This is a genomic window from Thermodesulfovibrio sp. 1176 (genome assembly GCF_029946585.1).
Taxonomy (GTDB): Bacteria; Nitrospirota; Thermodesulfovibrionia; order Thermodesulfovibrionales; family Thermodesulfovibrionaceae; genus Thermodesulfovibrio.
Genome location: NZ_JARZRZ010000002.1, coordinates 37,219 through 52,552 on the forward strand (window position 1 = coordinate 37,219; position 15,334 = coordinate 52,552).

11 protein-coding genes are annotated in these 15,334 nt (G+C 34.2%); 9 read left to right on the plus strand and 2 right to left on the minus strand.

The features are described from left to right. Both QI155_RS03990 and uppP read right to left on the minus strand, forming a co-directional pair. Positions 1-2,100, minus strand: a complete 2,100-nt coding sequence (locus tag QI155_RS03990) for a DNA translocase FtsK (protein ID WP_083200097.1) — start codon at positions 2,098-2,100, stop codon at positions 1-3. Further along, positions 2,100-2,873: an undecaprenyl-diphosphatase UppP gene (gene uppP, locus QI155_RS03995; protein ID WP_143600728.1), complete on the minus strand. Its 774-nt coding sequence runs from the start codon at positions 2,871-2,873 to the stop codon at positions 2,100-2,102. The genes QI155_RS03990 and uppP overlap by 1 nt, the downstream gene beginning before the upstream one ends. A gap of 410 nt (positions 2,874-3,283) precedes the next feature. Between uppP and QI155_RS04000 the strand changes: the two genes are divergently transcribed. From QI155_RS04000 to radC, 9 genes are all read left to right on the plus strand, one after another. Beyond that, positions 3,284-4,729, plus strand: coding sequence for a menaquinone biosynthesis decarboxylase (locus QI155_RS04000; RefSeq protein ID WP_068860524.1), 1,446 nt, complete (start codon positions 3,284-3,286; stop codon positions 4,727-4,729). After that, entirely contained in the window at positions 4,719-8,987 is a 4,269-nt protein-coding gene (locus QI155_RS04005) for an acyl-CoA dehydratase activase (RefSeq protein ID WP_281321165.1), read from the plus strand. The genes QI155_RS04000 and QI155_RS04005 overlap by 11 nt, the downstream gene beginning before the upstream one ends. Before the next feature lie 108 nt (positions 8,988-9,095). After that, the gene (locus QI155_RS04010; RefSeq protein ID WP_068860522.1) at positions 9,096-9,311 is read left to right on the plus strand and encodes a hypothetical protein; all 216 of its coding nucleotides are present in this window, start codon (positions 9,096-9,098) and stop codon (positions 9,309-9,311) included. Positions 9,312-9,317: 6 nt separating this feature from the next. Then, positions 9,318-10,304, plus strand: a complete 987-nt coding sequence (locus tag QI155_RS04015; protein ID WP_281321166.1) for a hypothetical protein — start codon at positions 9,318-9,320, stop codon at positions 10,302-10,304. Beyond that, positions 10,305-10,931 (plus strand): dTMP kinase, encoded by a 627-nt coding sequence (gene tmk, locus QI155_RS04020; RefSeq protein WP_068860518.1) that lies wholly within the window; start codon positions 10,305-10,307, stop codon positions 10,929-10,931. A 2-nt stretch (positions 10,932-10,933) separates the two neighbouring features. After that, entirely contained in the window at positions 10,934-12,031 is a 1,098-nt protein-coding gene (locus QI155_RS04025; RefSeq protein WP_281321167.1) for a DNA polymerase III subunit, read from the plus strand. After that, a complete protein-coding gene (gene ricT, locus QI155_RS04030) occupies positions 12,024-12,782 on the plus strand; it encodes a regulatory iron-sulfur-containing complex subunit RicT (protein WP_068860514.1) in 759 nt (252 codons plus the stop codon). Before QI155_RS04025 ends, ricT begins: the two co-directional genes overlap by 8 nt. Continuing rightward, the gene (gene metG, locus QI155_RS04035) at positions 12,769-14,658 is read left to right on the plus strand and encodes a methionine--tRNA ligase (protein WP_281321168.1); all 1,890 of its coding nucleotides are present in this window, start codon (positions 12,769-12,771) and stop codon (positions 14,656-14,658) included. Before ricT ends, metG begins: the two co-directional genes overlap by 14 nt. Beyond that, positions 14,655-15,329, plus strand: a complete 675-nt coding sequence (gene radC / locus QI155_RS04040) for a DNA repair protein RadC (RefSeq protein WP_068860510.1) — start codon at positions 14,655-14,657, stop codon at positions 15,327-15,329. The genes metG and radC overlap by 4 nt, the downstream gene beginning before the upstream one ends. Positions 15,330-15,334: the final 5 nt, after the last annotated feature.

Consider the following 15,334-nt stretch of genomic DNA (forward strand, 5'->3'; position numbering starts at 1 on the left):
TTATCTTCCCAAAAATTTTCTTGGTTTGCCTGCGCCCTGTGGAGGACCTACAAGTCCATCCTGTTCAAGTAAATCCATTATCCGAGCTGCGCGATTGTAACCAATCTTGAATCTCCGCTGTATAAGAGATATGGATATCTCACCTGTCTGTGTTGCATATTCAATGACCTGTTCATAAAGTTCGTCCCTTTCTGTTTCCTGTGTTTTACCATTGTCTTTTTTGTTTTCTGGTATCTCTATGGATTCAAAAAGGGAATAATCAGGGCTACCCTGACTGCGTAGGTATTCAGTGACTGATTTAACCTCTTCTTCACTTACGTAGGCACCGTGAACTCTTATTATTTTTACACCTGAAATCATAAAAAGCATATCTCCCATGCCAAGAAGTTTCTCAGCTCCCTGACTATCAAGTATTGTTCGGGAATCAATCCGAGATGATACCTGAAAGGCTATTCGTGCAGGAAAGTTAGCTTTTATTATTCCTGTTATTACATCAACGCTTGGTCTTTGTGTGGCTACAACAAGATGAATTCCCGATGCCCTTGCCATCTGAGCAATTCGGGTAATTGATTGTTCTACTTCTGTGGGTGCTGTAAACATTAAGTCTGCAAATTCGTCAATAAATACAACTATGTATGGAATCTTTTCTTCAATTGGAACTGACTGGTTAAAGCTATCTATGTTTCTGAATCCACGAGATGCAAAGAGTTTATATCTTCTTTCCATTTCAACAATGACTTTTTTCAATGCCTCTGAGGCTTCCTTTGGTTCTGTGATTACAGGATACATAAGATGGGGAATATTTTCATAGGTTGAAAGTTCAAGAAGTTTTGGATCAATAAGAAGCAATCTTACATCATGGGGTGTGGCTTTGTATAGGAGACTCAGTATCATTGTATTTAAACAAACACTTTTACCTGAACCTGTTGCTCCAGCAACCAAAAGATGGGGCATCTTTGCAAGGTCTGTTACAACGGGATTACCGTAGATGTCTTTGCCCAAAGCAAGGGTAAGATAGGATGAAGAGTTCTGAAATTTTTCTGAGGAAATTATCTCACCAAGCCTTACGATCTGACGTTTTTTATTGGGGACTTCAATTCCAATGGCTGATCTACCAGGAATTGGATATATTCTTATGCTCTGGGCTTTAAGGGAAAGGGCAAGTTCATCACTTAGGGTTATTATTTTGCTTAGTTTTATTCCACTTGCTGGCTCAAATTCATACATGGTAACAACAGGTCCGGGATGAACCTCTTTAATACTGCCATGAATACCAAATTCAGAAAATCTTGCTTCAATACTTCTTGCTGAGGCAATAATTTCATCCTTTGAAATAGTCTCTTCTGTTTTTTCAATCTTAAGCAAGGAAAGAGGTGGGACAAGAAACCCCTTTTGTTCTGCTTCTATTTTTTGCTTTTCATCAATATCTTTGCTCTTTAAAATCTTAGGTGGTTCTTTAAGAGGGGGTCCTGGTTTTGAGACCTTGACTACTTTAATTTCCGAAGAAGTCTCAGACTCTAAAGGAGTTTCCTCCTTTCTTCTTTTGATTATTTCGGGTTTTATTAAAATAATTGATGCAATGAAAACAGAAGCCCATAAAATATAGGTTCCTGTAAGGGATATGAATTTTTCACTCTCATAAAAGGCAATGAAAGATAATCCTTCTGGAATCTTTATATATAATTCAACTTTTTCCCTCAGAGGTTCCAGCATAACAGAAGAGGAAAAGAGTATTATCAAAACCCAAGGGAGCTTTATAATCTCCATTGGATTGCCGATAAATCTTTTTATTCCCAAAAAAAGAATCAATGGCGGGAGTAAAAAACCTCCAACTCCAAAAATACTAAGTATAAGGTCAGACAGATAGGAACCTACTATTCCTCCGTAGTTTAGAGGTTTTGCTTTTGTATAGGTTAAAAAGGAGGGATCAAGATAGTAGTAGCTAAGCAGACTTACAGCAAGGTATACGGCAAAGGCAATTAACAAGATTGATTTAAAGACATCGGAGGCGGAAAAACTCTTAGAATTCTTTTTTATTGATTTAGGTTTTCTGTAATAAGCAACTTTTTTAATTTTTCTATCTGCTATTTTTTTTTCCATTAGCTTCTAAAAGAATATAACAAAAAAATCACTCCTGCTAAAACCCATCGATAATATATGAAGAGGTTTAGAGGATATTTTTTTAGGAAATTAAGAAGAAATTTGATTGCAATAATTCCTGTAATAGCAGCAGAGATTAATCCTACAAGAAAAAGAGAATAATCATAGGAATACCCAATTTTTACGGATTTATAAAAATCAAGTGTTGCAGCTCCAGCTATTGCAGGAGCAGAAAGTAAAAAGGAGAACTTTGCAGCATAATCTCTTTTAAGTCCTTTAAAAAGTCCTGCTGTTATAGTTATTCCAGAACGAGATACACCAGGAATAAGAGCTATTGCCTGAGCTGTTCCAATTATAATTGCATCAGAAAGAGTAATGGAGTCACGTTGTCTTTTACTAACTTTTTCAGCAATTAGCATCAGTACTCCAACTGTAACAAGGGTAAAAACAATAATTAAAGGATTTCTCAAAGAGCTTTCTATTAAATCATGGAAGACTAAACCAGCAACAGCAGCAGGTAGTGTTCCGATTATTAAATACCCAAGCATTTTTCTGTCTTTAAAAAATATATCGATCCAGTCTCTCCAGAAGCAGTAAAAAAGAGAAAGTAAAGTACCAACATGAACAGCTATATTAAAACTTAAAGAATTAAGCGGACCAGTCCATCCAAAAATCCATGGAGTAATAACAAGATGAGCAGTGCTACTTATAGGAAGAAACTCTGTAATCCCTTGAATAATTCCAAGAATCAATGCCTTGATTAATTCGTCCACAGCCTCCTCCATTTATTATTTCTTTTAAGTGGTTTAAAAATTTAAGACTTAAAAAAAAGAGTAACACAGCATTGGATTTTTATTCAAATCAAAGCCGAAGAGGAGAAATCTCATTCCGATTTTATTTTTTTCATTCTTAAAACTACAACCTGTTATTCTGAACGAAGCATAAGAGGAGCAAGGAATCTCTTACTTTTTTCCCTTGATAAACTGAGACCCTTCACTGCATTCAGGATGACAGTGAAATGGTCATCCTAATCTTCCTATTCTGTCATTCTGAAGGAGCGTAAGCGACTGAAGAATCTTTTCAACCTACACAACCTATAGAAAGATATTTTTCGGAGTATTGAAAACTTCACAATGAGACAGTAATTGACTTATTGTAAGATATACAGAGATAATATCTTTATATGGCATACAATGATTTAAGAGAATTCTTACAAGTTCTCGAAAAAAAAGGATTACTTCATAGGGTTACTGTAGAAGTAGACCCTATCCTTGAAATTGCCGAAATTACTGATAGAATGTGTAAAAGCCCAAATGGTGGAAAAGCCCTGTTTTTTGAAAAAGTAAAGGGATCACAAATTCCAGTTGTTACAAATATATTTGGCTCCTTTGAAAGAATGTGCCTTAGCCTTGAAGTTGAAAGCCTCGATGATATTGGAAAGAGAATAGAACAGCTTTTACACCAAAGCCCGCCAAAGACTTTCAAGGAGAAAATTAAGGCACTTTTTGAATTAATTGAAGTAAGTAAGTATCTTCCAAAAAGAGTAAGTAAAGCTCCCTGTCAGGAAGTAATAAATCATGAACCAGACCTCAATAAACTTCCGATTTTAAAAACCTGGCCTAATGACGGAGGCAGATTCATAACTTTTCCAATGGTCTTTACTCGGGATCCTGACACAGGGATTCAAAATTGTGGAATGTATAGAATGCATGTCTATGACGAAAGAACAACAGGAATGCATTGGCATATTCATAAAGACGGTGCAGTGCACTACAGAAAATATAAAGAACTCGGTAAAAGAATGCCTGTAGCAGTTGCAATTGGCAGTGACCCAGCTGTGATTTATTCTTCTACTGCACCTCTTCCCTACGGAGTTGATGAGATGGTTTTTGCAGGATTTTTAAGAAGGAAACCCGTTGAAATGGTAAAATGTATTACCTCTGATATAGAAGTTCCGGCTAATGCAGAAATAGTCTTAGAAGGATATGTTGACCCTCATGAATTAAGAGATGAAGGTCCCTTTGGTGACCACACAGGGTTTTACTCCCCAGTAGATAAATTTCCTGTTTTTCATATCACTTGTATTACCCATAGAAAAAATCCAATATATCCTGCAACAGTTGTTGGTAAACCTCCAATGGAAGACTGTTATATGGGTAAGGCAACAGAAAGAATTTTTCTACCACTTTTAAGAATGCAATTTCCTGAAATAAGAGATATGAATCTTCCTATGGAAGGAGTATTTCACAATGCTGCTATTATATCAATAAAAAAGCAGTATCCAGGACACGGGAAAAAAATAATTCACGGACTATGGGGCATGGGTCAGATGAGCTTTTCAAAACTGATAATTGTTGTAGATGAAGATGTAAATGTTCAGGATTTATCAACAACTGCATGGAAAGTCCTCAATAATGTAGACTGGCGAAGGGATGTAATTATTTCTGAAGGTCCTGTTGATGAACTTGATCATGCATCAAGTTTTCCAAGATTTGGTGGCAAAATGGGAATTGATGCAACCCGTAAAATGCGCGAAGAAGGAATGATGAGAGACTGGCCTGAGGAAATTACTCAGGCAAAGGAAATAAAAGAGCTTGTTACAAAAAGATGGCATGAATATGGATTCTAATCTTTCCCTCGGAATTGATGTAGGAAGTGAAACAGCCAAGATTGCAATTATAAATAAAGAAGGACATCTCATTGAAAAACGTTATTTGAAACATTTTGGCAAACCCGGTGAAATAGTATCAAACCTTTTAAAAGAGATTTTTTCTATTTATAAAAATCTAAAAATATGTTTCACAGGAGTAAGCGGAAGATTTATTGCCAAGAAGGTTTCTGCTCCCTATGTAAATGAAATTGTCTCCCAAGCTACTGCAACATCCTTTTTTTATCCCCAAGTAAGAACAATTATTGAAATTGGTGGAGAAGATTCAAAGCTTATTTTTCTTGATACTGGAGGAAGAATAAAGGATTTTTCATTAAACAGCATTTGTGCTGCTGGAACAGGCTCTTTTCTTGAACAACAGGCAGAACGCCTTGGATTAAGCATAGAAGAATTCAGTGAACTTGCAACAAAATCCTCAAGACCTTCAAAAATTGCAGGTCGTTGTAGTGTTTTTGCAAAATCGGATATGATTCATCTGCAACAGATTGCAACACCTATAGAGGATATTATTGCTGGCTTGTGTTTTGCCCTTGCAAGAAATTTCAAGGCTACAATGTTTAAAGGAAGAGAAATTAAACCATTAGTTGCCTTTCAAGGTGGAGTTGCTGCTAACAAGGGAATGATAAAGGCTTTTAAGAAAATTCTCAGGATAAATGAAATTCTTGTGCCAGAGCATTTTGAGGTCACTGGTGCAATAGGTGCAGCCTTAAAGGGCTTTTCAGGAGAGGTTTATTTAAATGAAAAAATAATTGAAAAACTTAGTGAAATCAAAGCAGAGATTGAATATGGACTACCTCCCCTGAAGCCTCCTAAAACCTCTTATTCTGATGCACCCTCACACTCTTATTTTAAGGCACCATTGCTATGTAATTCTGAGTCCCCATCACCCTCTTATTTTGAAGCATCATCGCTCTGTCATTCTGAGCCACCCCCATCCTGTCATTCTGAGCGAAGCGAAGAATCTCCTCCTTCAGCATATCTTGGAATAGACATTGGTTCAGTTAGCACCAATATTGTTTTATTAGATGAAAAGGGAAATCTTCTTATAAAAAAATATCTTCCTACTGCAGGAAAACCCATTGATGCAGTAAAAAGAGGTTTAAGAGAAATTTCAGAAAAATTTCCATCAATTGTGATAAAAGGAGTAGGTGTTACTGGTTCAGGCCGTTATATGATTGCAGATTTTGTAGGAGCCGATGTAATCAAAAATGAAATTACTGCCCATGCCCGTGGAGCTTTTCATTATGACCCAACAGTTGATACAATTTTTGAAATTGGAGGACAGGACTCAAAATATATCCGTCTTAAAGATGGAAATGTAATAGATTTCGAGATGAACAAAGCCTGTGCAGCAGGTACAGGTTCATTTATTGAAGAACAGGCAGACAAACTTGGAATAACCCTTGAAGAGTTTCAAAATCTCGCATTTTCCTCTGAAAAACCCTGCAGACTTGGAGAAAGATGCACAGTCTTTATGGAAAACTCTCTTGTTATTAATCTTCATAAAGGTGCTAAAAAAGAAGATATTGTTGCAGGACTCTGTTACAGCATAGTGGAAAATTATATAAACAGGGTTGTTGCAGGAAAATCAATTGGCAAAAAAATATTCTTTCAAGGCGGTGTAGCCTTTAATAAAGCTGTTATATCTGCCTTTGAAAACTTTCTAAAAAGCAAAATTGGGGATTCCTTTGAATTAATTATTCCTCCAAACCATGAAGTCATGGGGGCAATCGGTTCTGCCTTAATTGCTAAGGATGCGATGAAAAATGGTAAGGCAAGCAAATTCAAGGGATTTACTTTAAAAGATAAAGATTATAAAATTTCCTCCTTTGAATGTAAAGGCTGTCCAAATTATTGCGAAATAAACAGAGTAAAAATTCAAGGAGAAGAAAATTACCTTTTTTATGGAGGCAGATGTGAAAAATACGAAAAGCAGGATTACCTAAACATAAATTTAGTTAATCCTGTAAGTATAAGAGAAGATTTACTATGGAAAACACATAAAGAATATGAGGAAAAGTATGGTAATAGGAAAGCTCCTACAATAGGAATTCCCTATATATTTTACTTCTTAGAACAGCTTCCCTTCTGGAGTACACTTCTTTGGGAGCTTGGATTTAAAGTAAAAGTATCAGAAAAAACCAACAAGGAAATAATCAATAAAGGAGTTGAAAAAGTATTATCTGAGGCATGTTTTCCTCTTAAAGTTGCCTATGGACATATAGCTGATTTAATTGAAAAGGGTGTAGACTTAATTTTTCTTCCAAGTTTTATAAATTTAAATCTCCATGACGAATATGAAAGAGGTCTTGCCTGCCCTCTTGTGCAGACAATTCCCTATGTAAGTAGAGGAATGTTTAAAGAGGCAAAGATAATTATACCGAGGATTGATTTTTCAAGGGGTTTTGATTATCTTAAAAAGGAACTTCAGAATGTTTTTAAAGGAATTGTTAATTTAAAAAATCTGGACACAAAAATAGATGTTGCAAGGCAAAAACAAAAAGAATTTGTTACTAACCTACAAAAGGAAGGATTAAAGTTACTTGAATCTTCAAAGGAAAAAACTCTTGGTCAGGTTACCACTGTTATTATTGTTGGAAGAGCCTACAATTCTTTTGATAAAGCAGTAAGTCTTGATATATCAGGAAAACTAACAAAAATGGGAGTTCTTCCCATACCATTTGATATGCTTCCCTTTGATAATATCAACATAAAGGATACATGGAGCAATCTTTATTGGCGTTCGGGACAGAGAATTATAAGGGCAACAAAATTCATCCAAAAATTAGACTCCCTCTATCCTGTTTTTATCACCAATTTTTCCTGCGGTCCTGACTCCTTCATAATCAATTATTTCAAAGAAGAAATGGGTCAACATCCCTATCTTATTTTAGAAATCGATGAACACAGTGCCGATGCAGGTATTGTCACAAGGTTGGAGGCATTTATAGATAGTATTAAAAACAGAAAAGACGATAAACCAATTGAAAAATCTGTATTTTTACCTCTGTTATCAAAAAGTTCAAATTCTGATCTATCAAAGAGAACAATATTCATTCCAAGAATGTCTGACCATGCCTTTGCCTTAAAGGCAGCCTTTAATTACTGCGGAATTGATGCAGAAGTTATGCCTCCTTCAGATAAAACATCTATTGAGCTTGCCAGAAAACATGTTTGTGGAGGAGAATGTTTTCCCTATTTGGTAACCCTTGGAGATATGCTAAAAATTGTATATTCAAAAGATTTCAATCCTGAAAAAACCGCCTTTTTCATGCCTTCTGGAGCAGGTCCCTGCAGATTTGGACAGTACAATATCTCCCATAGAATGATGCTTAAAAAATTGGGATTTGAAAATGTTCCTGTCTATTCACCTCAGCAGGATGCTCAGTTTTATAGAGATTTAAATATTGCAGGCGGTGATTTTTCTTTAAGAGCCTGGCAAGGAATTGTTGCTTACGGAATCCTCACAAAACTACTTCTTCAGTGCAGACCCTATGAAAAAAACAAAGGAGAAACAGAAGCTTTATATGAACAGTATCTTCAAAAAATTTTCGAAGTCTTAAAAAGTAAAAATGGTAACTTTGATACTTTACTGAAAAATATGAGAAAGGATTTTGAAAATATTCCGAAATATAAAGATAAAAAACCACTTATAGGAATTGTAGGAGAAATATTTGTTCGTTCCCATGCCTTTTCTAATGAAAACCTGATAAAAAGGCTTGAATCCTTAGGAGTAGAGGTTTATTTAACACCTATTGAAGAATGGATTCACTATTTAAATAAAATGGCATTGAGAAAAGCCTTGATAAAAAAGGATAAATCTGCTATTATAAAAATTCTTATTAATAAATTTTTCCAGTGGAGGGTTGAAAAGAAATTTTTGAAAAATTTCAAAGGAGAATTAAAGTTTATCAAAGAACCCTCAATTAAGGAAATTTTTAAATTTGCATCGCCCTATGTTCCTGATAGTTTTGAAGGAGAAACCGTTTTGAGTATAGGTAAAAGTATAGATTTGATTAAAAAAGGAGCAAGCGGATTAATAAACACAATGCCCTTTGGATGTATGCCTGGTGCAATTGTAACTGCTTTATTAAGATTTATTCAAAGAGATTACAATATACCTGTAGTATCCCTTGCCTTTGATGGACTTAATTCAACGGTAAATGAGCTTTGGCTTGAAGCTTTTATAGAGACAATAAAAAATAAAGGAGGTGAATAGAGTGGGAAGTGTTCTTAAGTGGAGGAAGAAAAAGATTAAAAAGCACAAATACAGAAAACTCCGTAAAAAAATGAGAGCATTAAGAAGAAATAAATAAAAGGAAGACTTATGAAAGAATTAATTAGTTTAAAAGAACAGATTGCTTTAATAGAGGCAGAAATTAAGGTTCTCTCTGATAAAGTTACTGAAATAAATAAACAGATGGATAAACTTAATGATGTTGCCCTTGAAATTAAAGCAATCAAACTTTTTTTAAAAAGAGCTTTTCCTGATTTTTCAAAGGAGTATCCTGAAATACTGAAAAAATTGAGCAAAAGGGAGTAATTAAGGGTGATCAAACCTTTCAGCACCACTGGTATCGGAAGTATGCCACACAGTGCGCCTTTTAAAGCCTGTGAGTTGATTATTAGCTCCTTTGATATACCATTCTGGCCTCAACTTCCAAAATACTCATCAAAGGAATTGATGATTCCTCAATTTTCTGAAGGATTACCATGTATTGTAGTTGAAGGTGATAAATTTTATCTAAAAAAGAATGATGAATTAATTACAGAATGGCTTACAAACTATTCTGAACAGAAAGAATCACCTATCAGTAAAGACTTTGCCAGTGGAATCTATAAAATGAGGGAAATCTTAGAAACTAAAAAAGTTGAAATATTCAAGGGTCAAATTACAGGTCCTTTAACGTTTAACCTTTCTCTTAAAGACGAAGAAGGAAAGCCAGTTTATTTTGACGAAACTTTAAGAGAACTCATACTAATGCATTTAAAAGCAAAGGCTAAGTGGCAGTTTAATTTTTTAAGAACCTTCTCAGAAAGTGTTATAATTTTTATAGATGAACCAATACTTCAGGCATTAGGTACCTCAGCTTATATTTCAGTAGAGCAGGCAGAGGTGATAAGACTTATAGAGGAGTTAGCTTCTTATATTAAAAACTTAGGTGCTAAAGTAGGGCTTCACTGCTGTGGAAGGGCTGACTGGAGAGAGATTTTAAATTTAAGTATTGACATATTAAGCTTTGATGCTTATTTCTTCTTTGATTTTTTTAAAATATATAAACAAGAAATTAATAATTTTCTCACAAAAGGCGGATACATAGCCTGGGGATTTGTACCAACAACGGATGATTTAAGGGAATTAGATGACGAAAAAATAATCACAACAGCCTTGTTAAAAATAGAAGAAATTGGGAAGGAAATTCCTCTAATTTATCAAAAATCCCTTCTTACACCATCTTGCGGGATGGGATCCCTTGATGAAAAAGACTCCCTTAGAGTCTGCAGTATTCTTAAAAGTTTAAAAAGTAGATTTTAAATGACAGAGGGAATTTTTATATCCTTTGAGGGAATAGAAGGTTCGGGAAAATCAACTCAGGCAAAACTTCTTGAGGTAAGACTACGTGAGAATGGATTAAAGGTTATGTATACCTTTGAACCTGGCGATACTGAGTTAGGCAAAAGGTTAAGGAATGTGTTATTAGATGAAGAATTAAAAATCCATTCAATTAGTGAACTTTTACTATATTTTTCAGATAGAATTCAGCATGTAGAAGAAAAAATAAAGCCTCTAATTGATGAAGGATTTATAGTTATATCTGATAGATTTACAGATTCAACCTTGGCTTATCAAGGATATGGAAGAGGTGTTTCCTTAGATTTAATCAATACACTAAATAAAATCTTACTAAATGAATTCAAACCCCATTTGACTGTACTTTTAGATTTACCAGTAGAAATAGGGCTCACAAGAAATAAAAAAATTAATAAAAAAGACAGATTTGAAATTGAAGAGATTTCTTTTCATAATAGAGTAAGGCAGGGTTTTTTAGAGCTTGCATCAAAAGAGGCAGAGAGATTTATTATTATTGATGCTACCCAACCAATAGATGAAATAGCAAAGGAAATATACGAAAAGGTAAAAGTAAAATTAAAAGTGTTTTAAAAATGAGTTTTAAGAAGATTGTCTCTCAAGAAAGGGCTATCAGAGTTCTTCAAGGAACAATAAAAAAAGAAAGGATTCCCTCTGCTTTTCTTTTTATAGGTGAACCATATATTGGTAAAACTACAACAGCAATAGAGTATGCAAAGGCTTTAAACTGTCTTGATAATGATAATTTTGATAGCTGCGATTTCTGTAAGTCCTGTAAAAAAATAGAAAAGGGGATTCATCCAGATCTTAAAGTTGTCACTGCAGAAAAGGATACTATTACAATTGATAATATTCGAGATTTGGAAGAATTTGTATCCCTTCAATCCCTTGAAGGTAAATATAAAGTAGTAATAGTAAAAAATGCTGACAAAATGAATCAATACGCAGCAAATGCGATGTTAAAAACCCTTGAGGAGCCTCCTCCTAACACTGTACTCATACTTACCTGTGAAAACATTGATGCTTTGCCAGAGCCTCTTGTATCCAGAACATTTAAGGTTTTTTTCAATCCTCTTTCTAAAGAGGCAATTAGCAGATTAATAGATGAAAAACATATCCTCTGTAATTCTGATATACTTCCCTCTTGTCATTCTGAGCGAAGCGAAGAATCTCCTCCTTTTAATATAATCGGAATGAGTTCCTTCGGCTTACACCTCAGGACAACGCCTCAGAGCATCGAATCCCTCGAAATCACCCTGAGCAAAGGCGAAGGGGAAGAATCTCTCAAGGAAGAACTTATTAAATTTTCAATGGGAAGACCAGGACTTTTTATTTCAATGGATATACTGAGAAAGATAAAAGATTTTAAAGAAACCCTTAATTTTAATAAAATTAAAAAATCACCATGGAAGCATAATGAAGATTTAAAATGGTGGCTTGATTTTGTTTTTATAATGTTAAGAGATAGAATATGTCAAAAACTTTTCGGTGATAAGATTACAACCTATTTCTCCTTTGAAAAAAGTTTTTACAGAGAAGAGATTACATTAGAAGAACTCTTTATCTGTTATGATCAACTACAAAATATAAGAAAAAATGTAGATTTAAACCTAAATAAATCGATATTATGGAACTATATAAATCAAATCATGAGGAGAGTTTTAAATGAGTAAAATAGTCTATGTCAGATTAAGACCCTTTGGAAAAGTTTATCGTTATTTTACCAATATAGAAGAAATACAACAGGGGAATAAAGTAGTAGTAGAGGGTGATTTTGGACTTACTATTGGGACAGTTTTAGCTATCTCTCAAGATAATGCAGATTCTCTTAAACCTGTAATAAGAGTTGCGACTGATGAAGATATTGAAAATTTTGAAAAAAATCTTATTCTTGAAAAAGAAGCAAAAAATTTCTGCCTTGAAAGAATAAATGAAAGAAAACTTCCTATGAAACTTCTTGTAGTTGAGTGCGCCCTTGACAGAAGAAGAATAATTTTTTACTTTACTGCGGAAGGTAGAATTGATTTCAGAGAATTGGTTAAAGATTTAGCATCCAAATTTAAGACAAGAATAGAAATGAGGCAAATTGGTGTAAGAGATGAATCTAAGTATCTAGGCGGAATAGGTGTCTGTGGAATGGAGATATGCTGTAAAAAGTATATAAGCTTTTTTAAACCAATCTCGCTTAAAATGGCAAAGGAACAAGAAATTACCTTAAATGTATCAAAACTTTCTGGTGTTTGTGGAAGACTTAAATGTTGCTTAAGATATGAATACTTTGGCGAAATAGAGGAAGTTGTAGATGAAGAAATAATAACTCAGGATGAAAAGGAACCTGAAATAAAAAGAATTTCCCATATTCTTAAAGGAACTGAAGATGAAACATTTGAGGAATCACGGGGAGGAAAAAATGAATCAAAATAAAGGATTTTACATTACAACGCCAATTTATTATGTTAATGACATTCCTCACATTGGACATGCTTATACAACCTTATCTGCAGATATACTTGCAAGATATATGAGGATTAAGGGTAGAAAAGTATTTTTTTTGACAGGAACTGATGAACATGGACAGAAAGTTGAAAGGGCAGCTCGTGAAAGAGGTAGATTTCCAAAGGAGCATGCTGACATTATGGTTGAAAATTTTAAAGACCTATGGAAGGTATTAAACATACAAAATGATGCTTTCATAAGAACAACTGATGAAGAACACAAAAAAATTGTTCAACAGCTACTTCAAAAACTCTATGATAGAGGAGAAATAGAAAAAAGAAAGTACTCCGGCATGTATTGTACCCCCTGTGAGAGATTTTGGACTGTAAAGGATTTAATAGAAGGAAAATGTCCTGATTGTGGTAGAGATGTTGAATTTATCGAAGAAGAAAACTATTTTTTCCTTATGTCAAAGTATCAAAATTCTTTGATTGCACATATTGAAAAAAATCCTTCCTACATTCTTCCTGAAACAAGAAAAAATGAAGTACTATCCTTCCTTAAAAATAAACCCCTTGGAGACCTATGTATATCAAGACCAAGGCAAAGGCTACAGTGGGGAATTCCTCTTCCCTTTGATGAAAATTATACTACCTATGTCTGGTTTGATGCATTAATTAACTATTATTCGGCTCTTCAATATCTTGCTCCAAAAGATACAGAATGGTGGCCTCCTGACCATCACTTAATAGGTAAGGACATTCTTATAACCCACGCTGTTTACTGGTCAACAATGCTTTTAGCTCTTGAAATACCCCTTCCAAGAAATATATTTGCCCATGGTTGGTGGACTGTAAAGGGAGCAAAAATGTCAAAATCTCTCGGGAATGTAGTAAATCCCTATGAGGTTGTAAAAAAATATGGCGTTGATGCTTTCAGATACTTTCTTTTCCGTGAAGTTTCCTTTGGCTTAGATGGAGACTTTTCAGAAGAGGCAATCATAAGAAGAATAAACAACGACCTTGCTAATGATTTGGGTAATCTTGTAAATCGTTTTATTGTAATGAATGAAAAATACATGGGAGGAAAAATAAAGCCTCAATGGATAGATGAAGATTTTACAGTAGAAGTTCAAAAAATAATTTCTGAAATAGAAAAGGAGTCTCTATGGGATGAATTTAAGTTTAACATTATTCTTGAAAAAATATGGGAACTAATATCCCTAACAAACAATTATATAGCAAAAACAGAGCCATGGAAGGTAGCTAAAGAAAATTCTGAAAAACTACCTCATATACTATTTAATATTTGGAATGCTATTAGAGTAATTGCGGTTTTTCTTTACCCCTTTATGCCAGATTCAGGAAAAAAAATCTGGAATGCTCTGGGATTGGAATCCTATAAAATTGATTATAATATGTTTAAATGGAAAACAGAAATAAAAGAAGTTGAAACAAAAAAAATTGAACAGATTTTCCCAAGAATAGATGTAACAAAAGAAAATAAACAAGAACAAAAAAACAGGGAGAACAAAATGGAAGAGCTTATAGCAATAGATGATTTTTTGAAAATAAAACTAAAAGTAGGAAAAGTCATTGAAGCAGAGAGGGTAAAAGGCTCAGAGAAACTTATAAAACTTATAGTAGATATAGGAGAGAAAAGACAAATTGTTGCAGGAATTGGAAAGTCCTATTCTCCTGAGGAACTCTTAGGTAAATCAATTATTGTTGTGTCCAATCTTAAACCAGCCAAATTAATGGGCTTAGAATCTCAGGGCATGCTTCTTGCTGCAACTTCTTCTGATGGAACAATATCAATACTTACTGTTGACAGAGAGGTTAATCCTGGTTCAGGAATAAAATGAAATCTATTAAAGAATGGCCAGAGACAGAAAGACCAAGAGAAAGACTTATAAAAGAGGGAGTTCATAGTCTTTCTGATGCCCAATTACTTGCCATTATACTTAGGACAGGTTCTAACAAGAAAACCGTATTAGAGACTGCTATAGAGCTTCTGAATAGATTTGGTGGTTTAAAAGGAATTGAAGGAGCATCAACTAAAGAGCTTCAATCTGTATCTGGATTAGGAATTGCAAAGATAGCCCAGATTAAGGCATCCTTTGAATTAGGTAAAAGAGCATTAAGCCAGCCAGAAGAAGAAAAAAAGTTTAACTCTGCCAGTATTGTTTATAATTATCTTTATCCTAAGCTTGATGGTTTAAAGAAGGAGGTCTTTGTATCTTTATTGCTTGATGCCAAACTCAAACTTATAAAGGAAGTGAAAGTTTCAGAGGGTATACTAACTCAGACACTTATTCATCCAAGGGAAATTTTCAGAGAAGCAGTAAAAGAGTCTGCCTATGCATTAATACTTGTTCATAATCATCCAAGCGGAGACCCTACACCATCTGAAGAAGACATTGAAATATCAAAGAGGCTAAAGGAGGCTTCTCAGATACTTGAAATTTCCCTTTTAGACCATGTAATTATAGGTAAAGGAAGATATTTTAGCATGAAAGAAAAAAATATAATTTAGGAGGT

Coding starts and splice junctions, on each gene's coding strand:
- QI155_RS03990 (WP_083200097.1), bottom strand. CDS start 2,100: ATGGAAAAAAAAATAGCAGATAGAAAAATTAAAAAAGTTGCTTATTAC.
- radC (WP_068860510.1), top strand. CDS start 14,655: ATGAAATCTATTAAAGAATGGCCAGAGACAGAAAGACCAAGAGAAAGA.
- QI155_RS04025 (WP_281321167.1), top strand. CDS start 10,934: ATGAGTTTTAAGAAGATTGTCTCTCAAGAAAGGGCTATCAGAGTTCTT.
- QI155_RS04000 (WP_068860524.1), top strand. CDS start 3,284: ATGGCATACAATGATTTAAGAGAATTCTTACAAGTTCTCGAAAAAAAA.
- tmk (WP_068860518.1), top strand. CDS start 10,305: ATGACAGAGGGAATTTTTATATCCTTTGAGGGAATAGAAGGTTCGGGA.
- ricT (WP_068860514.1), top strand. CDS start 12,024: ATGAGTAAAATAGTCTATGTCAGATTAAGACCCTTTGGAAAAGTTTAT.
- QI155_RS04005 (WP_281321165.1), top strand. CDS start 4,719: ATGGATTCTAATCTTTCCCTCGGAATTGATGTAGGAAGTGAAACAGCC.
- metG (WP_281321168.1), top strand. CDS start 12,769: ATGAATCAAAATAAAGGATTTTACATTACAACGCCAATTTATTATGTT.
- QI155_RS04010 (WP_068860522.1), top strand. CDS start 9,096: ATGAAAGAATTAATTAGTTTAAAAGAACAGATTGCTTTAATAGAGGCA.